Genomic DNA, 19,588 nt, shown 5'->3' on the forward strand with positions numbered 1-19,588 from the left:
CTGGCAGGCTCCGTGGATTGAGTGGGGGTCTGAACACGTCGCGGGATTCGGACCTTGCGGTCAGGTCCCGTTCCCCGTCTCGGCGCCCTCGGATTCGGGAAGGCCGGGGATCTGCCTGAGCGTGCGCATGCCTTGGGTAGGGCCGGAGGAGGCGATGGCGTAGCGGCCCAGGCAGTTGAGGTGGGCGTGGGCGCCCCACGGCGAGGCGCTGGAGCCGTACCGCCGCTTCGGTTACCGCCGCGGTGAGGCCAAGGCGCTCGCCGGCCTGGCCGCCGTCGCGCTGGCGCTCGGCGAGTTCGACCAGGCCGAGCAGCTGTATGGCGCGGCCCTCGAGGTGGCGGTCGAGGTGGGCGACCGCGCAGAGCAGTCACCCGCCCGCGCCGGACTGGATCAGGCGAGCAACCGGTCGACCAACCCGTCGAGGTAGTCAGGGGTGAGCGGGCCCGCGTCGAACAGGACGCGCATGTAGATCGGCGCCAGGAGATGGTCCAGCACCTCCAGTGCGTCGGGCGGGTCCTCGCCGCGGTCGCGGGCGCGGTCGAGCATGGCCCGCAACTGCCTGGTGCGGTCGGCCAGGAGCTCGTCGCGCGCCTGAAGGCCCTGCTGACCCTCTCCTGACAGCGCGATGGCCAGCCGCACCACCGCCAGGCCGTCGGGTCCGGTGACCTCGCGGGCCACGTTGGCGGCGTAGGTGCGCAGGTCGCCGGCCAAGTTGCCGGTGTCAGGCATCGGCGCCTGCGCGTTGAGCCGGGTCAGCAGCACATCGCTGAGCAGGGCTTGGAGGTTGCCCCACCGGCGGTAGAGGCTGGTGTCGGCCACGCCCGCGCGGGACGCGATTTCGCCGACGGTGAAGTTTCCGTATCCGCGCTCGCTGACCAGGTCGGTAACGGCCTGATGCACTGCCGCGCGGACCCGGGCGCTGCGCCCGCCGGGCCGCCTGGCCCGCCCCTGCTCATCCATACCTCCACCTTAACGCAGTCGAGACTTGCGTTAGAGTCTCTCTAAACGCAGTCACTAACTGCTTTTAGGAGGGATGTGCGTGAAAGCGTTGCTCACCCTGACCTGCGCAGGTCAGTTCATGGTGCTGCTCGACAACACGATCGTCGGCGCCGCCCTGCCCGACATGCAGCAGCGGCTCCACACCGGGCTGACCGGCCTGCAGTGGATCGTCGACGCCTACGTGCTCCTTGTGGCCATGCTGCTGCTGTCGGGCGGCGTCTTCGCCGACCGGTTCGGCCGCAGGCGGGTGTTCCTGGCCGGGGTGGTGGTGTTCACGGCCGCGTCGGTGGTGTGTTCGCTCGCGCCCTCGATCGGCTGGCTGATCGCCGGGCGGGTGCTGCAGGGCGTCGGGGCCGCGGCGCTGAGCCCCGCCTCGCTGGCGCTGCTCGCCGCCGCGTATCCCGCCCCGAGGGAGCGCGTCAGAGCGATCGGGTTGTGGGCCGGGTTCAGCGGCATCGGCCTGGCCGCCGGACCGCTGGCGGGCGGGATCCTGGTGGAGGCCTTCGGCTGGCCCGCCATCTTCCTGGTCAACGTGCCCATCGGGGCGGCCCTGCTGCTGGCCGGGCAGCGCGTGCTGGAGGAGTCCCGCAACCCGAGCGCACCGCCGATCGACGTCCCCGGCACGGTCCTGTCCATCGCGGGCGTGGGCGCTGTGACCTACGGCCTGATCGAGGGCGGTTCCCGAGGCTGGACCTCGCCGGTGATCCTGGGCAGCTTCGCCGCCGGACTGGTGCTCCTGGCCGCGTTCGTCGTGGTCGAGGGTCGTGTGTCGACGCCGATGCTGCCGTTGCGGCTGTTCCGTCAGCGGCTGTTCACGGTGTCCAACACGGCGATGGTCGTGGTCGGGTTCGCGCTGATGGGGTCGTCGTTCTTCTTCTCCCAGTTCTTCGTCTACGTCCAGGGCACTTCGATCCTGGTCGCCGGGCTGCGGACCCTGCCCGTCTCGCTGGCCATGGTGATCGTCAGCCCGTACGCGGGCCGGTTCGCGGCCAGGTACGGCTTCCGCATTGTCGTCAGCATCGGCCTGGCGCTGGCCGGGCTGGGCCTGATGGCGCTGGGCTTCGTCCACGCCGATACCGGCTACGGGAACGTGTGGTGGCGGCTGGCGGTCGTCGGCATCGGGTTCGCTCTCACCATGTCGCCGCTGACCGGGGCCGCCATCCAGGCGGTCAGCCCGCAGGAGAGCGGCCTCGCCTCGGGCGTCAGCAGCGCCACCCGGCAGATCGGCGCGGTGCTCGGCGTGGCGGTGCTCGGGGCGATCGTCCACACCCGGGAGTCCGGCGGCGCCTCCTTCGAATCCGGCCTCAACAGCACCTTCCTCGCGGCGGGTGCCGTGACGCTGGCCTGCGCCGTATTCACCGGCCTGTGGCTGACCGCGGCCCGGACGCCGAGGGGCGTCCGGGCCGAACAGTCAGGAGGCCAAGCAGTCAGTGAGCCGCCGCTGACAGCTCCTCCCAGTCGGCCCACGTCTTGAGCCGCTCAACGTAGGCCTGCTGGGTCATCGGCAGCCCTTCGTGCCGAAGAACACCCGCAGCGGCGAGCGAGCCGCCGGTTATGGGGGCGAAGAGGACTTGGGACTCGAGATCGAGTCGGGTGGTGGGGTTGGCTGCAGCCGGTTCTCCCGGATCGAGATCGCGGTACGGAGTAGGTCCGTCCAGTGGGCCTCGATGAGAGGTCAATCGATCACCTCATCGCCGAACAGCGAATCGATGTGCTGGTACCGGGTGCCCGGGATGGGCCGGTAGAAGATCAGGGCGTGCCAGTTGCGGATACGGGGCAGCAGGTCGAAGCCCCCCGAAACCATCACTGACCAGCGTGAAGTCAGGAGTTCAACGACCGGCGATCAAGAGCGCGGCCTGTTTCCGCCGTATTCCGGTGACACCCGTGCCGCAGTCTCACCATGTGTGGGAGGAGAGTCGGCTGAGACAGGCGTGAAGAAAAACGGCTGAGCGGCGAACACTGAGCGATAGTTCCCTTCGAAAGGAAGCCATGACTGCACCACCTGACGCCAATGACGTGATGGAAGACGTCATCGTGGTCGAGCGGTCGATGGACAATCCTGACCTTTTCGCCCTCCTGTACGACCGGTACTTCAAGGAGGTCTACCGCTATCTGGCCGCCCGGCTCGGCAGCGAGCAGGTCGAAGACCTGGTCGCGGACGCCTTCCTGATCGCGTTCAACAGCAGAGGCGGCTTCGACTCCGAAAGAGGCACCGTGCGGTCGTGGTTATACGGCATCGCCACGAATGTCGTGGCGCGGCACCGTCGCAGAGAAGGCCGTCGGCTGAACGCGCTGAGCAAGGTCCCGGCAGAGGCATCCGCCGACGGGCACGAGGACCGGGTGACCACGCGACTGGCGGCGCAGGCCAGCAGGCCGGAGCTCGTACGGGGGCTGAAAGGGCTCGCGAAGGGCGATCGCGACGTGGTGTTCCTGCTCGTGTTCGGCGAACTGGGCTACGAGGAGATCGCTACCGCGCTGGACATACCCGTGGGGACCGTCGGGTCCCGGATCAACAGGGCGAGGAAGAAGTTGCGCAGCGCCCTGGGTGACGTCAACCCGATGGGGGAGTGGTGATGGACGAGCTGAAGCTGATCGAGGCCGCGTTCGCGGAGCCGGAGCCCACGCCGCAGGCGGCCGCGACGGGGCGTGCCCGTTTTCTCCGGCTGGCTCACGAGGCACAAGCGTCCAGGCCGGCCCGTCCGCGCCGAGGGTGGGCCGCCGCGCTGCCGATCCGGCGCGTCGCCCTGGTCGGCGCCATGGCGGTGATGCTCACCGGCGGCATCATCGTCACCCAGGTGAGCCTGGGTGGCTCCGATCCGCATACCCCCGGCTACCTGATCGCTGCCCCTCCGGCCGACGCCAAGGCGCTGCTCACCCTGGCCGCGCGGGCCGCCGCCGGCCAGCGTGACACGGTGCCGTCGCGCGGCCAGTACGTCTACACCAAGGTGCTGGCCCAGCGCAGCCTGTACACCAAGGACGAGTCGGGCGCGACGCAGTACACCAAGGTGCTGGCCAGCGAGGAGCGCTGGGAGGCCGGCGACGTGGGCAAGCCCTGGCTGAGCCGCGAGCAGAGCCTGTCAGCCACGGGACCGGCGCCCCGCAAGTACTGGGACCGCGGCATCGTGGACATCGTCCACGAGTCGTCGCGGTGCCCCGGTAAGCCCGTGCACACGCGGCTGGGCGCCTGGCCGACGGACCCCGTCCAGGTGCGCGCGAAGATCGTGGCCGACACGGGCGAGGAGCCGTTGCGCATCTGGCGTACCCTCCAGAGCCTGGTCCGCGAGTCCGTGGTGCGGCCCAGTCTGGGCGCCGCGCTGTACGAGGTGGCCGCCGGGCTGGACGGCATCGTGCTCATCGGCGACGCGGTGGACGTCGCCGGTCGCCCCGGGCTGGCCGTCGCCATGGACGAGGGCAACGGCACTCGATCCGAGCTGATCTTCGATCGGACGACCTACCGCTACCTGGGCGAGCGCACGGTGAACATCAGGGACAGCCAGGTGGAATTGCCCTCCGGCGGCGAGTACACCCAGAAGAAGGGCACGGTGACCGGCACCGCCGTGCTCGCCGCCGATCTCGCCCCTGGCCTGCCCGAGGTGTCGCCGAAGGCGTCCCGCATGAAGATCCCCTGCTGAGACTTTCCCCCTATCCGGCCTTTCGGCTGGAAGTTCTGTTTCGTATGCCCACATTCACATGAAGGAGAACATTCATGTTCATCGCCAAGGCCGTCGCGGCCACTTCGCATCTACCGGAAGGCCATCTGATCGTCGTCCCGCGGACAGGCGGGGTGCCCGCCCGCGTAGCCTCCGGGGGATCAGCCGCTCCGGCCGATCATGTCGAGCAGAAGCTTCGCGGCCTGCTCCGCCCCGTCGGTGCGGACCGTCTCGGCCACGGCGGCCGCGCGGGCGCCGGTCTCGGGGGCCAGGGCGATCCTGAGTGCGGACGACAGGGAATCGGCGGCCGGTGTCGGACCGTCGTGTCCTGTGCCGATGCCCAGCTCGGTTACCCGGCCCGCCCAGTACGGCTGGTCCGCGACCTGGGGCACGATCACCTGCGGCGCTCCGGCACGGGCCGCCGTCGTCGTGGTGCCCGCGCCGCCGTGGTGCACGACCGCGGCCACCCGGCGGAACAGCGCCTGCTGGTTGACCTCGCCGACGACGAAGCAGTCGTCCCGGTCGTCGATCAGGGCCAGGTCGGCCCAGCCGCTCCCGAGCAGGACGCGGCGACCCTGCGTCCGGACCGCTTCGATGACGGCCCGGGAGACCTCCTGCGCGTTCGCGCCCCGAATCCGCATGCTGCCGAAGCCCACGTACACCGGCTCTGCTCCGGCGGCCAGGAACGCCTCCAGGTCGGCCGGGAGCGGGCGCCCGTCCGGCCGGATCCATGCGCCGGTCTGTGCCACGTCGAGCTCGGACGTCTCCTGCCACGGGCCCAGGACCGGGTCGGCCGCCAGGAACGGGTGGTCGGTGAAGACATGGTCGCGGATGCCGTCCACCGGCGGCAGGCCGATCGAGGTCCTGTGGGTGTTGATCGTCTCGCCGAGCTGCGCGTTCATGTGTTCGGCGTGGAGGTCCCACAGCCCCCGGTTGCCGGTCACCCCGGCGGGGATCACCTGGCCCGGCCGGGGGAGAGGCGGGTGATGCGGGGACGGCAGGTAGCACGGGGAGAAGGACGCGAACACATAGGGCACGCCCAGCTTCTCGGCGGCCGCCCGCGCACCGGCCACGGCCGGGAACGAGCCGGTGGCCACCACCGCGGCGCAGCCCTCGGCCACCCCGGCGACCGCCTCGTAGGCCATGGCGGTCAGCTCGGCGGCGATGTCGGACAGGCCCGCCTGCTCCTTGCCGGGGACCGCCCCCGTCGCCAGTGCGCGAATCGGCCAGCCGACGGGAGTCAGTGCCACGCCGGCACTGTCCAGCAGCTCCGCGAAGTCCGGTGGCGCGCACAGCCGCACCTCGGCGCCGAGAGCCTGTAGCCGCGGGGCCAGCCCCGTCATCGGCTCGACGTCCCCGCGCGACCCGTAGGTCACCAGCACAACACGCATTCCACAGCCCCCGCTTTCCGTACGTTCCGGTGTCGAAGGGTGATTGTGCGGTATGACCGGGGTCTTGTGGCAAGGCCCCCCATGCGCTATATCTTGGTAGTGGCAAGGAGGGATATCCCCCTTGCTCTTTTTTATTGCTTCGCCCCGAGCGGAGGGCCTTCTGAGGGCGTGCGGCGGCCGGCGGGCCTCAGCGCCCAGGACAGCGCGGTCAGGGCGGTCAGGATGGTCAGCAACCACACCTCGCCGAGCGCGTACCCGGTGATCAGGTGGGAGACGACGGCCCCGGTGTAGGTGAAGAAGGCGCCCGCGTAGGCCCATTCCTTGACCAGCGCGCGCCCGGGGGCGAGCAGGGCGATCGCACCCAGCACCTTCCAGGTTCCCAGCAGCACCAGGAAGTAGGACGGGTAGCCCAGATGTGTCACCAGGTCGCGGACGTAGGGAAGCCGTGCGATGTCCCAGATGCCGCCGACTGCCAGCTCGCTCGCCACCGCCGCGGTGGCCAGCCAATAGACCGCCGCTCGCGCACGTACAGGTCCGTAGCGCTTGGCCGTGTCCGAAACCATGAGATGCTCCTTGTCACATCCGAACGGGGTACCGGTTCATCGCCATGAACCCCCCGGGCGGAAGGATGTGACAGATGGACGAGGCTGGGCTGGCGGCGCGCTTCGAGGAGCAGCGGCCCCATCTGCGGGCGGTCGCCTATCGGATGCTGGGCTCGCACGCGGAAGCGGACGACGCGGTGCAGAACTCATGGCTGCGTCTCAGCGGCGCCGACACCGCCGAGGTGGGCAACCTCGCCGGATGGCTGACCACCGTCGTATCCCGGGAGTGCCTCAAGATGTTGCGCACCCGCCGGACTCGTCGTGAGGAGCCCTTCGGTGACACCGAGGCCGAGCCCCCCGCCGGAGGCCACGACGTCAGCGATCCCGAAGCCGAAGTCCTGCTGGCCGACTCGGTCGGTCCCGCGCTGATGGTCGTGATCGACAACCTCGCCCCCGCCGAGCGGCTCGCCCTCGTTCTGCACGACATCTTCGCCGTGCCCTTCGACGAGATCGCCGCCATCCTTGAACGCTCCCCGGCCGCCACCCGTCAGCTCACCAGCCGCGCCCGCAGACGGGTTCTGAGCGCGACCCCGTCCACGCAGGTCGACATCAACCGTCAACGACAGGTCGTCCAGGTCTTCCTCGCCGCGTTGCGAGAGGGTGACTTCGACGGGCTCCTGGCCATACTCGATCCCGATGTCCTCCTCCGGGACGGCAACGCCGAACTCCTTTCTGGCGGCGCGGCGCTGATGCGAGGTTCGCGGGCCGTGGGCGCCCACGCGCTCACCTTCTCGCGGGGCGCCCGTTTCGTACGGCCAGCGCTGGTGAACGGAGCCGTGGGTCTCGCGATCGTCCCGGAAGGACACCTCATCGGCGCACTCGGCCTGACCTTCAAACACGACAAGATCGCCGTCATCGAGATGATCGCCGATCCCGAACGCCTACGGCACGTCGACCTGGCGGCGCTCGGCCCTTGATCGCCATCAGTCCCAGGTGAGAGGAAGGGCGTGGACGCCGTAGATGAGCATGTCGTCGCGCATCGGGACCTGTTCCGGCGGTACGGCCAGGCGGAGCGAGGGGAAGCGCCGCAGCAGGGCGGGGAAGGCGATGTGCATCTCGACACGGGCCAGTTGCTGACCCAGGCACTGGTGGACGCCGTGTCCGAACGAGACGTGCTGGGACGGCTCGCGGGTCAGGTCGAGCTCGTCGGGGTGGGCGAAGTGCTCGGGGTCGCGGTTGGCGGCGGCCAGGGCCAGCACGACGGTCTGTCCTGCGCGGATGCGCCGGCCGCCGATCTCGACGTCCTGGCGGGCGACCCTGACGGGGCCGAATTGCAGGATGGTCAGGTAGCGCAGGAGTTCCTCGACAGCGCGTTCGACGTCCTCGGGGTGCTCGCGCAGGGCATGCGCCTGGTCGGGATGGCGCAGCAGGACGTAGGTGCCCAGGGCCAGCATGTTGGCGGTCGTCTCGTGTCCGGCGACCAGCAGCAGCACGCCGAGGCCGGCCAGTTCCTCGTCGGTCAGCGCCGTCTGCGGGTCTTGCGCCGCCTGGACCAGGGCGGTGAGCAGGGCGTCGTCAGGATGCCGGCGTTTGGCGGCGACCAGGTCGCGCATGTACTGGCGTAGCGCCTGACGGGCTTGCCGCGACTCCTGTTCGGGGGTGTCGAGCTTGAGGAGAGTGGCGGTGAGCTGCTGGAAGCTATCACGGTCGGCGTACGGCACGCCGAGAAGTTCGCAGATGACCAGCGAGGGGATCGGCCGGGCGAAGGCCGGCACGAGATCGACGGGAGGGCCGGCCGCGCACATCGCGTCGAGGTGCTCGGTGACGATCTGCTCGATCCTCGGGGCCAGGGCGCGCATCCGGCGCACGGTGAAGTGGCGGGTGAGCATGCGCCGGTAGTGGGTGTGCTGCGGAGGGTCCATGTTCAGCAGCAGCCCGGGGCTGTCCTCGGGGCGGAACGTGATGCGGCGTATCGGAGAGGAAGCCTTTGCCCGGTCGGAGCTGAACCGGTCGTCGGCCAGCACCGCGCGGACGTCCTCGTGCCGGGTCAGCAGCCAGCCCACGGTGCCGTCGGGGAAGGCGAGCGGGGCGATCGGCTGCTGTTGCCGCAGGCTCTGATACTGCGAGGGCGGATCGAACGGGCAGTCGCGCTGGGTGGGCAGGGTCACGGCGAGGGACTGGGATGCGTTCATGGGACGGCGGCCCCCTTCATCCGGAGATGGTGCTCACATCCCCCATGGTACGCCTCCGTACTATACGCACAATGCTGACATGGTTACTGACCGTGTTCGCTTAATGGTGTGCCGAGCAGGGGAGCCAGCCCCCGGTCCACGACCCGGTCGACGAGCGCGCGGTCGGGCTGCTCGCCCTCGATCAGCACGTGCATCAGCACCACCGACAACGGCATCTCCACCAGCAGGTCCGCATCCACGCCGTCCGGGATCTGCCCGCGCTGACGCGCTCGGGCCAATATCGCCTGGGCGGCCTGGCGGAGTGGGCGGTGCAGCCGCTCGCGGCGCAGCCGGGCGAGCTCGGCGTCGGTTCTGCTGCCTTCCAGCAGCGCGATCGCCAGTCCGCGGTCGAGGCTCGTCCAGCCGGCCAGCCACGAGACGAGCAGATGGCGCAGGTCCTCGACGAGACAACCGGTGTCATGGTCGGTGATCAGAGGCCGGTGCTGTTCCAGGGCGGCCACCGCCAGGCGCGCCTTGGACGGCCAGCGCTGATAGAGCGTGGCCTTGCTGGCCCGGGCACGCTGCGCGACCATGTCCATGGTCAACCGTTCGTAGCCCACCTCGGACAGCAGTTCCAGGACGGCATCCAGAACCTCACGGCGCCGATCGGGATTGCTCAGTGGGACCTTGCGCGGCCCGCGTGTTTCCCGAACCGCGGAAGCCGCATCACCGCTCGACGTCACGCCCGTCCCTCCTGCTCGGCCTTCTATGCACCGTAGCCTTTCGCCTTGCGCCAAGTCACGGTTGTTTAAAAGGGACGCCTGTCCGAGGGTCGCGGTCTGAGCCCGTCACAGGCGATCGAAATCATGCGCTGCCGTGCGGCCTCGTCGAGGCCGTCGCGTTCGCGGGCCAGGCAGCCGAGGACCAGTGCCTTGACGTCGGCGGTGTCGACGTCAAGGCGCACCGCGCCCGCTTGCTGGGCCCTGGCGAGCAGGCCGCGCAGGGCGTTCCCGAAGTCCAGGTCCGCGGTCGACGCGGCGGCTTGAATGTCGAAGCCCGCGCTGCTGAGCGCGTCGCCGACGGAGTGGTCGGCGGCGCCCTCCTCCACCAGAACGGCGAAGAAGGCGAAGAACGCGGTGGCCGGGTCGTGGTCGTCGGCGAGTTCGTCGGCGCGCTCGACGAGCCGCCCGATGCGGTTGAGGACGACCGCCCTGAACAGCTCCTCTTTCGTCGGGAAGTGCCTGCTGAAGGTGCCGGTGCTGACACCCGCCCGCCGTGCGATCTCACGCACGGAAACCGAGGCGCCGTGTTCGGCGAAGGCGGAGAAGGCGGCCTCGAGGAGCCGCGCCTGGTTGCGGCGGCCGTCGGCACGCTGCCGTCTGGCCGGGCCGGTCGCGGCTCGGTCGTCTGTCGCGCCGGGTTCGGGCTCGCCTGAGTGTCGTTCCTGTGCCATCGATGCCGATCATAGACAGCGGTTCCGCCGGTCGCAGCATCCGCTGTTGACGGGCGGAGACTGTCACATCTGGAAGGGCTGGGAGCTGCTGATCTCGTACTTCGCGATCTCCCTGCCGAGCACGGCCGGGGCGGGCTGCGCCGGTGGTGCCATGGCGGCTAGGTGGGCTTCGAGGTGCTCCTTGGACTCCCACCGCTCGTACACGTTGATCCGGCCGGGCTCGACCGGATCAGCGGCCACCACGTAGTCAAGGCATCCGGGTTCGGCTCGCGTGTGTCGCACAGACGCTTCCAGTCCGGCGAGGAACGTTTGGCGCTGCTCCGGATCGACGTAGCCCTTGCCGGCGACGATCAACATGTTCGACCTCCGTTGTGCGTGGTGTTCCACGGCAAGATAGCACTCAAGCGGGACGTTTGTCCCGCATAGTTGACCGCGTATTGGGGTTCCGGTAGCAACGAAGAAATTTCCCACGAAGTAGAGCCTGACCTGCGACAACGGAGCGTCGTCCGGCTGATGTCTCGGTTCGATTACGGTAGAGGGCGCACTCGGAACGGCAAGGCAGCGCCTGTGCAGGGCACAGCGTCGGTCGAGCGGGCCGAAACTGTCGGCAACTCGTGGAACGCTGCTGTGATGTCGGGATTCACGCGCGACACCAAGCGCTACGGCGACAAGCTCGTGTACGAGGCGCTGGGCTCGAAGTGGCGCACGACGCCCACTGCAGGTGCGGCCTGAACTGGGTCACCGAGCATGCTGAGCCGGCGATCGCGCAGCGACCGGTGCTGGCGGTGCCCCCATGCTGCCGGCGGGACGGCGCGGAGTTCATGGTCCACACCCGGCCGTGCCGCGCCTGGATGTCGTAGCGGTAGAAGGGGTCCACCTCGTTCAACGCGGCGGCCAGGCTGCGCTGTCGGGCTACGGCGGCCTCCAGCAGGTCCTCGCCTGGTGCTCCTTGTGGTACGTCGCGTCCGCCCTGCAGGGCGTCGGCCATGAGCCGGTGCAGGCGCTGGCCGCCGTCGCCGAAGTAGTACTCCACCAGGGCCGGGTTGTCGGCGGCCATCCCGTCGAGGGTGATGCCGCCCATCCAGTGGGTGCGGATGCCATGGCCGGCGGTGAGCTCCTCCAGCCAGTCCAGAGTCCAGGATCGTACCGGCAGCACCGGCAGCGTCTCGGCGGTGAAGGTGTTCCAGGAGGCTTCCACGCTGGTGGCCTGGTTGGCCGTCAGCGGCCGGGTATAACGCTTGACCTGGTAGATGTCGTAGCCGTCGGCGTTCCAGACCCGCACGTCGACGCCGCGATCGCCCCTGGAGGGCGTGATCCGGTTGCCGTGCGGGTGCTTGAGCAGCAGCAGCGCCGCGACGAACTCCTCGACCCTCTCCCCGGGTTCGCGTTCCCCGTTCACCGTGGTCATGCGGCATAGCCAACCAGCTCAGGCCGACACTTCTCCGCCGGATTCCTACGCTCAGCGGGTGGATTGAGCGGCGGCCATCACGCCGTGCACGGCCGCTGCGATGCGGTCGGCGGCCTGGTCGGCGTCGGGCTGGCCGGCGTCCAGCCAGGCGATGACGGCATCCAGGGTGAAGGCGGGGATGAGGTTGGCCGCCCAGTCCAGCCACGGGCCCGCCGGGATGCGGCGGGCGAGGTTGCGGTGGGCGACGTCGCGGGAGGCGGCGGTGATGGAGTCGATCAGCTCGCGGAAGTCGGGTTCGCGGGCGGCGTGGCGAAACAGCAACCGGAAGCCGTCGGGGTCGGCGGCGGCGGCATTGAGCAGGGCGGGGATGGCGTGTTCGTCGAAGTCGTCGGCTCCGGTGGCCTCGGCCAGGCGGGTGCAGGCGCGGTCGAGGACGGCCCGGTACAGGTCGGCTTTGGACTCGAAGTGCCGATACAGCATGGCCCGGGTGAGCTCGGCCTCGGCGGCGATGTCGTCCAGGCCGGTGGCGGCGTATCCGGCGCGGGCGAAGGCGCGGGTGGCCGCATCCAGGATCTGCTCGCGGCGTTCGGCGCGGCGCATCCGCCGCACGGGCGCCGCCTGGGTTTGGGTGGTGCTGCCGGCCTGGCTGGTGGTCACCGCGCCCCCTCCCTCTTGTATACGCGAGAGTCTATAAGTAGCTTAGTAGACGTTCGAGTATATAAACCTACGTCTACTAAGGAGGGGTATGCAGCTGCCGTTCGAGCAGAGCGACCCGATGCGTCCCGCCCCCGGCCTGCGCAGCCTTCAGCTGCAGGGGCCGATCCACGCCATCCGCACCGCGATCGGCGACCCGGCCTGGCTGGTGACCGGCTATGAGCAGGTGCGTGCCCTGCTCGACGACGAGCGGCTCGGACGCTCCCACCCCGCGCCCGAAACCGCCGCGCGTAGCGGCGAGTCGGCGATCTTCGGCGGGCCGCTGGGCGACTTCGCCACCGAGCGGGCCGATCACCGGCGGATGCGCTCGCTCCTGCAGCCGCATTTCTCACCCAGGCGGATGCGCGCGCTGCGCGGCCGCGTCGAGCAGCTCAGCAAGGATCTGCTGGACGGGCTCGAAGCGGCTGGGCCCCCGGCGGACCTGCACGCGGCGCTGGCGCTGCCGCTGCCGATCGCGGTCATCTGTGAGCTGCTCGGCGTGCCGTACGAGGATCGGGCGCAGTTCCGGGCCTGGACGCAGGCGGCCGCCGACGTCACCGACCGGGCCCGCTCCGAGCAGGGGTTGGGCGAGTTGTTCGGCTACGGTCAGACCCTGGTTGCCCGCAAACGCGAACAGGGCCTCATCGGAGAGACGGAGGACGACAGTGATGTGATCTCAGCGCTGGCGGCCATCGACGGCGTCAGCGATGACGAGGCCGCCGCGATGGGCATGGTGCTGCTGTTCGCCGGTCACGAGACCACGGTCGCCGCGATCGGCGAGGGCGCGCTGTGTCTGCTGGCCACCCCCGGCCAGTGGCAGGCGCTGGTCGACGACCCGTCCCGGATCGACGCCGCGGTGGAGGAGATCCTGCGCGCCCCCGGCTTGGGCGGCGGCGGCATCCCCCGCTACGCTCGCACCGACCTTGAGATCGCCGGAGTGCAGGTCCGCACCGGTGATCTGGTACTGCTGGACATTGGCGCGGCCAACCACGACAACGCGGTGTTCGCCGACCCGGATCGTTTCGACGCGGGTCGGCCGGCCGTGCCGCATCTGAGCTTCGGCCACGGCGCCCGCTACTGCATCGGCGCGCCCTTGGCGCGCATCGAGCTGCAGGTGGTCTTCTCCCAGTTGGCCGTTCGCTTGCCCACGCTGAAGCTGGGCTGCGCGCCCGAGGAGCTGACCTTCAACTCCCATGTGCTGACCGGCGGCTTGGCCGCGCTGCCGGTCATCTGGTGAGCACGAAGGGGGCGAAGGCGTCGCGGCGGCCGCCCTTCGGCCGGTGGACGCAGGCGGTATGGCCGTGCGCCGTGCGCGACCTGCTGGCGGAGCTGTCCGGAGAACGTCACGCCGATCGGCGCCGTCCCCGAGCTCCGCGAACTGTGGCGGCTAGGGAGTGTCCTCGGGGTGCCCGTAGACGGTGGAGCGGGGCACCCCGAACAGGTCGGCGATCTGCTGGACCGTCTTCTCCCGCGCGTTGTAGAGCTCCTGCGCCAACGGCAGCCTGGTCGCGGTGGTGTGTGCCGACGGGTTCGGACTCGGTGGTCCGGTTGTGCTCGTCGAGCCAGATGATCGCGGACGCGGTCGTGGTCCCGTCCGGGGCTTGCACCAGGATGTGAAGGTCGGAACGGTAGGGCCAGGTTCCGCGAACGCCCTCCGTAGGGTCAGCGAAGCGCGTTCAGCTCTTCGAGGGCGCGATGGCCGCGCGTGACCACCCCTGGAACGACATCGTGGCGCCCATGACGGATGGGGACCTCGAGCATGAGGAGGATCTGTGCCGCTGCGAGCACCGCCGCCCCCTCCCAGCCGACCAGGTCGACGATTCTCGCCCACAGCCGTCTTCGGACGCCGTCCAGCAGCGGATCCCGGAAGGTGTACCACACGAGGGCGGTGAGATCACTCGCCCGCGTGCCGCTGCCTGCGTTCCCGATATCCACGACCGCCACCACCGTTCCGTCACGGACCAGGACATTGCCGGGGGTTGAGAGATCGGCATGGACCATGTCAGGTGCCTGTCGTGGTGGTGGGACGCCTGCACACACGAGTCGCAGGCGCTCGACCAAGACCGACACTACGGAGGAATACCCCGAGAGCCTGGCCACGGACTGGCGAAGACGCGCCTGCTCCGGCGTCTCGTTGAAATCCAGCCCGGCGACAGCCGAATCCTGACCGGTGGCGACCCGCCAGGCGTACGACCAGTGGTCGTAGGGCTCGGAGGCTTGGCCGGCCTGGAGTTCGATGATCTCCATCAGCTGCTCAACGAGGGACGGGGTCAGCTCTGGCGCGGGAGCCGCGTCAACGAAGTCCATCAGATGCCATACATGAGTGGCTGTGGCCCCCACTCCGAGCCAGGCCGGGGTGGGATAGCCGCGCCTACGCATGTGCTCGACCACTCTCTGGGCCCGCAACGTCTCATCCAGGTGGTTGGGATGGGCCCGGGGCACTGCTTTGAGCACTGCATGTGCCCTTCCGGCCAACTGGACGCGCATGGCACCCCCATTGACGCCTCCGGGAAGGCGACTGAGAAGAGTGACCTCTGCCCCGACCACGCTGGCCACGTCGTCCAGGACCTCGGCCGGCAGCTCTTCGGGATGGGTGCCCTGATTCATCGACTCGACCTCGAAATTTCAGCGCATGGACAGAGAGCTAGTTGGAGCAGCATGCCCAGCCGGTCGACCGGCCCCCGCCCCTTCCCCGGATCGACGAAGGCCACATCCGCCGCCGTTGGCGTGAAATACCGGATCAACTCATCGCTGCTGATCTCGGGAACGAGCGCAACTGCTCCAACTGCTCCTTGGAGAACATCTTCTCGGACAAGCGCACCACCTCTACCTGACGTACCGGACGAAACCGGAACGAACGTAGCGGCAGTGATCACCAACCCGTCAAATGCGAACGTTATCGCAGGTCAGAGGCTACATTGCTACTGGGGATCCTATCTCGGGGAGCGTCGTGCAGGTCGGGGACGTTGCGGGCAAGGCGCTCGGGCGTTCATGATCTGTAAAGCGAATGATCGCTTTTGACCTGCTCACCGCGAAGGACCACGTGATGCCCATCCGCTGTGTGTCGATCGTCGCCGTCCTCGCCCTTGTCGCATCCTTCGCCGCGCTGCTTCCCGCCCACGCCCGGGCGGCCGCCGCGGTGTCCTCGGGCGTCCCCTTACCTGGGGGATATATCCCGGCCAATCCCGCTATGAGAGCGCCGGCTATTACCAATATGCGCCGTCCATCATGCAGACCTCCGAAACCCAAAGAATCATCTACTACTGCGCCAACACGGTCGAGTACCGCTCAAGCAGCGGCAACGCGCTCGACGCCACCCACGATCACGTCCTCTTCAACGTCGGCACCCGGCAGCCGGACGGCTCCTACACCTGGGGCCTGACCCAGACAGCACTGCGGCCACGTCTGCAGCCGGGCGACCCGAACTACCATCCGGCGACACCGAACTGGGCGGCGTACCACATCTGCGACCCGGATGTCGTCAAGGGAAACTTCACCTACACCACACCCCAGACCGGTGAGAAGACCTACACCTGGGCGATGTTCTTCACCGGCGCGGACAACGACGACCATGGAGCCGACGGCCGGTTCAACGTCGTCGGTGTCGCCCTCGCCACCTCACCCCTGGGGCCGTGGACCATCGTCGCCTCACCCGCAAGGTCGTTCGTCACCACCGCCGGGCTGACACCGGAGCCGTTCCTGCCTGACTCGGGACGGTTCTTGCACAATGCGTCCTGGGCATACGACCCCAGCCGGCAGTCCTTCGTCATTTCCCGCGATACCGGACCGCTCGACGGCAACGAAATACAAACCGACGTCGAAGTCGGCCGGATAGCGGGATCGAGCATCTGGACGGGCGGCGGCGCCTGGTCCGTCGTCGGCCGCATCACCGGCGCCCAGACCGGCTACAAGTGGAACCACAATTCCGGCCTGGTCCGCGACCCCTACGGTGGTCTGGCTTTTCAGGGCCCTCTGGACTACTCCGGTGCCGACGTTTACTTCGCCACCGAACCCGGCTCAGGAAACACCGCGCCGCCCTGGGACGGTTATTTCAAATACCGCATGCAGCACAGCACCTTTCCGCTCTCCGGACTTCGCGGGGCATGACGTTTGGCCAATCGTGTCGTGAGGTTCGCCGGAGCGGAGGCGTATCGCGCCACTCTTACGTTGTCGCTTTTCACTAAGCTCAGCGGGTTACGGCGGTCTCCCGCTCCACACGCGACAACTTCTCGGGATTACGCACATGGTAGGCGCCGCTGACGTAGCCGTTCTCCACGCGCACCGCCACGACTCCGTCGATCTCCCCGTCGACCCGTATGAGTAGCCCGGGGCCGCCGTTGATCTGAACCAGCTCGACCGACCGTTCCGCGTCGCGTTTCCACCAGCCGGCGGCCAGCAGGCGAGCCACGTTGTCGATCCCCACGACGGGCCGCAGCAGGGCGTGCCTGACTCCGCCGCCGTCGCTCAGGGCGACGACGTCCGGCGCGAGGACGTCGAGCAGGCTCTGCAGTTCGCCGGTTTCGACCGCTCGCTGGAACGCTTGGAGCGCGGCTCGGGTCTCGGCCGGGGAGGCGCTGCCGCGGGGGCGGCGGGCGGCGACATGTGCCCGCGCCCGGTAGGCGATCTGGCGTACCGCGCTCGGGCTCTTGTCGACGGCTTCGGCGATCTCGTCGTAGCCGAGATCGAACACCTCGCGTAGCACGAACACCGCCCGCTCGGTCGGCTGAAGCGTCTCCAGCACCAGCAGCATCGCCATCGAGACGCTCTCGGCGAGCTCGACGTCCTCGGCCACGTCGGGCGCGGTGAGCAACGGTTCGGGCAGCCAGGGGCCGACGTAGGACTCCTTGCGCCGGCCGAGCGCGCGTAGCCGGTCCAGCGCCTGCCGGGTGACGATCCGCACCAGGTAGGCGCGCTCCTCTCGCACGGTGCCGAGATCGACGTTCACCCATCGCAGCCAGGTCTCCTGCAGGACGTCCTCGGCGTCGGCGGCCGAGCCGAGCATCTCGTAGGCGACGGTGAACAGCAGGTTGCGGTGGGCGACGAACGCCTGGGTGGCGGAGTCCACGGAGTCGACGTGGTCGGCCGGGTCCGCACTTCGTTGGCTCCGCTCGGTCATGCCCCGCTCCTGCCTGTTCGTCCTCAGCACTGCCACACGCACAAGACGTGGGTCCCCACCGCTTTGTAACACCCACGGGAGGTGGCCTATATCACATGGCCGCGCTGTTACAGGGATCGGGGAGCCGGCGTCTCGTGGTCGTCAGGACGCCGCGCGAACGATCCGTACGGCACTACGACGAGTTGAGAGTGAGAAGGGACGTCTTCCCCATGTCCACACTCACGACGACCGACCAGCGGTCGCGCATGCCCAACCCCCTCCCCTTCCTCCCCGAGATGGGCGATGTGGTCGCTCATCATGGCGATCGCCCACATCGGCTTCTTCACTCCTGCCGCTCTCATCGCCAAGCCGATCCCCGGCATGCCCCCCGGCCAGAACTACAGCGCGTAAGAAAGGCACCAGCATGAACATCACCACGTTCGCGGTGGCGGGAGCGACCGGGCGGCTGGGCCGCCACGTCGTCGACGTCCTGACCGAGCGGGGACACCAGGTCGTGCCGATGTCCCGAGCCACCGGCGTGGACGTCATCACCGGTGAGGGCCTCGCCGAAGCCCTCACCGGGGCCGAGGTCATCATCGACGTCGCCTCCTGGCACTCCTCCGACCAGGACGCCGCGACGGAGTTCTTCCGTACGTCGGCCCGCAATCTGCACGAGGCCGGCCAGAAGGCGGGGGTCGCCCAGATCACCATGGCGTCCATCATCGGCGCCGACAAGGCCACCGCCGGTTTCCTCGCCGCCAAGAAAGTGCACGAGGAACTTCTCCTGTCCGGCCCGCTCCCCGTCCGCATCCTGCGGGCCGCGCAGTTCCACGAGTTCGTCGGCCAGCTCCTGGACTGGCAGCAGGGCGACGTCGCCTACCTCCCGGCCCTGCCCACCCAGCTCGTGGCCTGCCGCACCGTGGCCGAGGAACTGGTCGACCTGGCCACCGCCCCCGCCGCCCCAGGAACACCGATCCCCGAGATCGCCGGACCCCGCAAGGAGACCATGGCGGAGGCGGCCCAGCTTCTCGGCGCCCGCCGAGGCATCAAGGTCGTCGGCGTCGACGGGTCCGGCATGCCCGATGCCGAGATCGCCGCCAACGGCGCCCTCCTGCCCGGTCCGCACGCCAAGCTCGCCGGACCCACCTTCCAGGAGTGGCTCGACACCCAGCCCTGAGCCGACCTTGCCCTTGTTCTCGGAACTCCACCACCCGGGGCCCGAGAACAAGGGTTCCCCCCGAGCCTCGGAGACTCATTGGCTGCCTCCTCGGACGACATCCTCAGAAAGGGGCTCACTCATGCCCGTCACCACGATCGATACAACGACCGCACTCGTTCTCATCGATCTGCAGAACCTCGTCGTCGGCCTCCCCACCACCCCCTACGCCGGCTCTTAGGTGGTGGCCCGTGCGGTCGAACTGGCTGACGCCTTTCACCACCACGGTGCTCCGGTTGTCCTGGTCCGGCTCACGGCCAGGGCGGACGGATCAGATGCTGCTCCAGGACGCACCGAGATCCCGCGCCCGCCTGGCCCTCTGCCGGCGGGCTGGGACGCCATAGCCGATCGGGATGCGGAGTCGCATCGCCACAGCATGGAACGGATCTTCCCGCTCCTCGGCGAGCGCGGCTGCACCGCCGAGATCATCGGCCTGCTGACCAAGACCCGCGCCTGACGGTCCCACACGATCACTGAATGAATGGACAGATGATGACAAAAGCGCTGGAATTGCCGCTGCACATGCGGCGGAACGGGCTCAACCCGGTCGAGGAGCTGGCCCGGGCTCGCGACAGCGAGGGTGTGGCGCGGGTGAAGACGCCGTTCGGCGCGCCCGCGTACGTGATCTGCCGCTATGAGGACGTTCGCCAGGTGCTCGCGGATCCGGCCCGGTTCAGCAGCGCCCTGACACCGTTCCCGGGATCCGGGCAGATGAACGCCGACGAGCTGGCCAAGATGCAGGCCGGGCAGCTGATCGGATTCGACCCGCCCGAGCACACGCGGTTGCGCCGGATGCTCACCCCGGAGTTCACCGTACGGCGGATGCGCAGGCTCGAGCCGCGGATCACCGAGATCGTCCAGACAGCTCTGGATGATCTGGAGCGGGCCGGCAAGCCGGCCGACCTGGTGGAGCACTTCGCGCTGCCGGTGCCGTCGCTGGTGATCTGCGAGCTGCTGGGCGTGCCGCAGA

The 19,588-nt window shown here is 69.0% G+C and carries 22 protein-coding genes and 2 pseudogenes; 10 read left to right on the forward strand and 14 right to left on the reverse strand.

Translation table 11 applies throughout. From position 1 onward, the window contains the following. The first annotated feature begins 175 nt into the window (after positions 1–175). Positions 176–427, forward strand: coding sequence for a hypothetical protein (locus ACFOY2_RS53515; protein WP_379535907.1), 252 nt, complete (start codon positions 176–178; stop codon positions 425–427). On the opposite strand, the gene ACFOY2_RS53520 is transcribed toward ACFOY2_RS53515, so the two are convergent. After that, positions 391–960 carry a TetR/AcrR family transcriptional regulator gene (locus tag ACFOY2_RS53520; RefSeq protein WP_379535908.1) on the reverse strand — a complete coding sequence of 190 codons (570 nt, stop codon included), beginning with the start codon at positions 958–960 and terminating at the stop codon, positions 391–393. The two genes, ACFOY2_RS53515 and ACFOY2_RS53520, sit on opposite strands and share 37 nt — an antisense overlap. Positions 961–1,039: 79 nt before the next feature. On the opposite strand from ACFOY2_RS53520, the gene ACFOY2_RS53525 reads away from it, so the two are divergent. Then, positions 1,040–2,473 (forward strand): MFS transporter, encoded by a 1,434-nt coding sequence (locus ACFOY2_RS53525; protein ID WP_379535909.1) that lies wholly within the window; start codon positions 1,040–1,042, stop codon positions 2,471–2,473. Between the two features lie 201 nt (positions 2,474–2,674). Here ACFOY2_RS53525 and ACFOY2_RS53530 read toward each other — a convergent pair whose 3' ends face one another. Then, entirely contained in the window at positions 2,675–2,803 is a 129-nt protein-coding gene (locus ACFOY2_RS53530) for a Tn3 family transposase (RefSeq protein ID WP_379535910.1), read from the reverse strand. A 185-nt stretch (positions 2,804–2,988) separates the two neighbouring features. Here ACFOY2_RS53530 and ACFOY2_RS53535 point away from each other — a divergent pair, with 185 nt between their 5' ends. Together ACFOY2_RS53535 and ACFOY2_RS53540 are read left to right on the forward strand one after the other, a co-directional pair. Continuing rightward, positions 2,989–3,573 (forward strand): RNA polymerase sigma factor, encoded by a 585-nt coding sequence (locus ACFOY2_RS53535; RefSeq protein WP_379535911.1) that lies wholly within the window; start codon positions 2,989–2,991, stop codon positions 3,571–3,573. After that, complete coding sequence (locus ACFOY2_RS53540) at positions 3,573–4,631, forward strand: CU044_5270 family protein (RefSeq protein WP_379535912.1); 1,059 nt, start codon at positions 3,573–3,575, stop codon at positions 4,629–4,631. The genes ACFOY2_RS53535 and ACFOY2_RS53540 overlap by 1 nt, the downstream gene beginning before the upstream one ends. Positions 4,632–4,810: 179 nt before the next feature. Here the strand turns inward: ACFOY2_RS53540 and ACFOY2_RS53545 are convergent, their stop codons facing one another. Together ACFOY2_RS53545 and ACFOY2_RS53550 are read right to left on the reverse strand one after the other, a co-directional pair. Continuing rightward, positions 4,811–6,040, reverse strand: coding sequence for a glycosyltransferase (locus ACFOY2_RS53545; RefSeq protein ID WP_379535913.1), 1,230 nt, complete (start codon positions 6,038–6,040; stop codon positions 4,811–4,813). 131 nt (positions 6,041–6,171) lie between these two features. Further along, the gene (locus ACFOY2_RS53550; protein WP_379535914.1) at positions 6,172–6,603 is read right to left on the reverse strand and encodes a DoxX family protein; all 432 of its coding nucleotides are present in this window, start codon (positions 6,601–6,603) and stop codon (positions 6,172–6,174) included. A gap of 74 nt (positions 6,604–6,677) precedes the next feature. Between ACFOY2_RS53550 and ACFOY2_RS53555 the strand changes: the two genes are divergently transcribed. Then, positions 6,678–7,559 (forward strand): sigma-70 family RNA polymerase sigma factor, encoded by an 882-nt coding sequence (locus tag ACFOY2_RS53555; RefSeq protein WP_379535915.1) that lies wholly within the window; start codon positions 6,678–6,680, stop codon positions 7,557–7,559. A gap of 6 nt (positions 7,560–7,565) precedes the next feature. Here the strand turns inward: ACFOY2_RS53555 and ACFOY2_RS53560 are convergent, their stop codons facing one another. The 6 genes from ACFOY2_RS53560 to ACFOY2_RS53585 all read right to left on the reverse strand — a co-directional run bounded on the left by ACFOY2_RS53560 (position 7,566) and on the right by ACFOY2_RS53585 (position 12,271). Next, positions 7,566–8,774, reverse strand: coding sequence for a cytochrome P450 (locus ACFOY2_RS53560; RefSeq protein ID WP_379535916.1), 1,209 nt, complete (start codon positions 8,772–8,774; stop codon positions 7,566–7,568). Between the two features lie 83 nt (positions 8,775–8,857). Next, on the reverse strand, positions 8,858–9,496 hold the full coding sequence (locus tag ACFOY2_RS53565; protein ID WP_379535917.1) for a TetR/AcrR family transcriptional regulator: 639 nt from the start codon (positions 9,494–9,496) through the stop codon (positions 8,858–8,860). A 65-nt stretch (positions 9,497–9,561) separates the two neighbouring features. Next, positions 9,562–10,206, reverse strand: a complete 645-nt coding sequence (locus tag ACFOY2_RS53570; RefSeq protein ID WP_379535918.1) for a TetR/AcrR family transcriptional regulator — start codon at positions 10,204–10,206, stop codon at positions 9,562–9,564. A 63-nt stretch (positions 10,207–10,269) separates the two neighbouring features. Then, positions 10,270–10,563 carry a putative quinol monooxygenase gene (locus tag ACFOY2_RS53575; RefSeq protein ID WP_379535919.1) on the reverse strand — a complete coding sequence of 98 codons (294 nt, stop codon included), beginning with the start codon at positions 10,561–10,563 and terminating at the stop codon, positions 10,270–10,272. A gap of 283 nt (positions 10,564–10,846) precedes the next feature. After that, positions 10,847–11,614 (reverse strand): hypothetical protein, encoded by a 768-nt coding sequence (locus ACFOY2_RS53580; RefSeq protein WP_379535920.1) that lies wholly within the window; start codon positions 11,612–11,614, stop codon positions 10,847–10,849. A 51-nt stretch (positions 11,615–11,665) separates the two neighbouring features. Then, positions 11,666–12,271, reverse strand: a complete 606-nt coding sequence (locus ACFOY2_RS53585) for a TetR/AcrR family transcriptional regulator (RefSeq protein ID WP_379535921.1) — start codon at positions 12,269–12,271, stop codon at positions 11,666–11,668. A gap of 88 nt (positions 12,272–12,359) precedes the next feature. Between ACFOY2_RS53585 and ACFOY2_RS53590 the strand changes: the two genes are divergently transcribed. Then, the gene (locus tag ACFOY2_RS53590; RefSeq protein ID WP_379535922.1) at positions 12,360–13,544 is read left to right on the forward strand and encodes a cytochrome P450; all 1,185 of its coding nucleotides are present in this window, start codon (positions 12,360–12,362) and stop codon (positions 13,542–13,544) included. A gap of 277 nt (positions 13,545–13,821) precedes the next feature. On the opposite strand, the pseudogene ACFOY2_RS54780 reads toward ACFOY2_RS53590, so the two are convergent. The 3 genes and pseudogenes from ACFOY2_RS54780 to ACFOY2_RS53600 form a co-directional block, all read right to left on the reverse strand. Beyond that, positions 13,822–13,965, reverse strand: a pseudogene (locus ACFOY2_RS54780) (GNAT family N-acetyltransferase); the annotation flags it as partial. A gap of 4 nt (positions 13,966–13,969) precedes the next feature. Next, the gene (locus ACFOY2_RS53595; RefSeq protein ID WP_379535923.1) at positions 13,970–14,914 is read right to left on the reverse strand and encodes a phosphotransferase family protein; all 945 of its coding nucleotides are present in this window, start codon (positions 14,912–14,914) and stop codon (positions 13,970–13,972) included. Further along, positions 14,911–15,183, reverse strand: a complete 273-nt coding sequence (locus ACFOY2_RS53600) for a DUF4158 domain-containing protein (protein WP_379535928.1) — start codon at positions 15,181–15,183, stop codon at positions 14,911–14,913. The genes ACFOY2_RS53595 and ACFOY2_RS53600 overlap by 4 nt, the downstream gene beginning before the upstream one ends. 352 nt (positions 15,184–15,535) lie before the next feature. Here ACFOY2_RS53600 and ACFOY2_RS53605 point away from each other — a divergent pair, with 352 nt between their 5' ends. Further along, entirely contained in the window at positions 15,536–16,414 is an 879-nt protein-coding gene (locus ACFOY2_RS53605) for a hypothetical protein (RefSeq protein WP_379535924.1), read from the forward strand. Between the two features lie 79 nt (positions 16,415–16,493). Here ACFOY2_RS53605 and ACFOY2_RS53610 read toward each other — a convergent pair whose 3' ends face one another. Next, positions 16,494–17,423 carry an RNA polymerase sigma-70 factor gene (locus ACFOY2_RS53610; protein WP_379535925.1) on the reverse strand — a complete coding sequence of 310 codons (930 nt, stop codon included), beginning with the start codon at positions 17,421–17,423 and terminating at the stop codon, positions 16,494–16,496. Positions 17,424–17,826: 403 nt separating this feature from the next. Here ACFOY2_RS53610 and ACFOY2_RS53615 point away from each other — a divergent pair, with 403 nt between their 5' ends. The 3 genes and pseudogenes from ACFOY2_RS53615 to ACFOY2_RS53625 form a co-directional block, all read left to right on the forward strand. Next, positions 17,827–18,579 carry an SDR family oxidoreductase gene (locus ACFOY2_RS53615; RefSeq protein ID WP_379535926.1) on the forward strand — a complete coding sequence of 251 codons (753 nt, stop codon included), beginning with the start codon at positions 17,827–17,829 and terminating at the stop codon, positions 18,577–18,579. Positions 18,580–18,802: 223 nt separating this feature from the next. Beyond that, positions 18,803–19,075 (forward strand): hypothetical protein, encoded by a 273-nt coding sequence (locus ACFOY2_RS53620; RefSeq protein WP_379535927.1) that lies wholly within the window; start codon positions 18,803–18,805, stop codon positions 19,073–19,075. A 32-nt stretch (positions 19,076–19,107) separates the two neighbouring features. Next, positions 19,108–19,588, forward strand: a pseudogene (locus ACFOY2_RS53625) (cytochrome P450); the annotation flags it as partial.

The sequence above is a fragment of the Nonomuraea purpurea genome (genome assembly GCF_042650645.1).
Classification (GTDB): domain Bacteria; phylum Actinomycetota; class Actinomycetes; order Streptosporangiales; family Streptosporangiaceae; genus Nonomuraea; species Nonomuraea purpurea.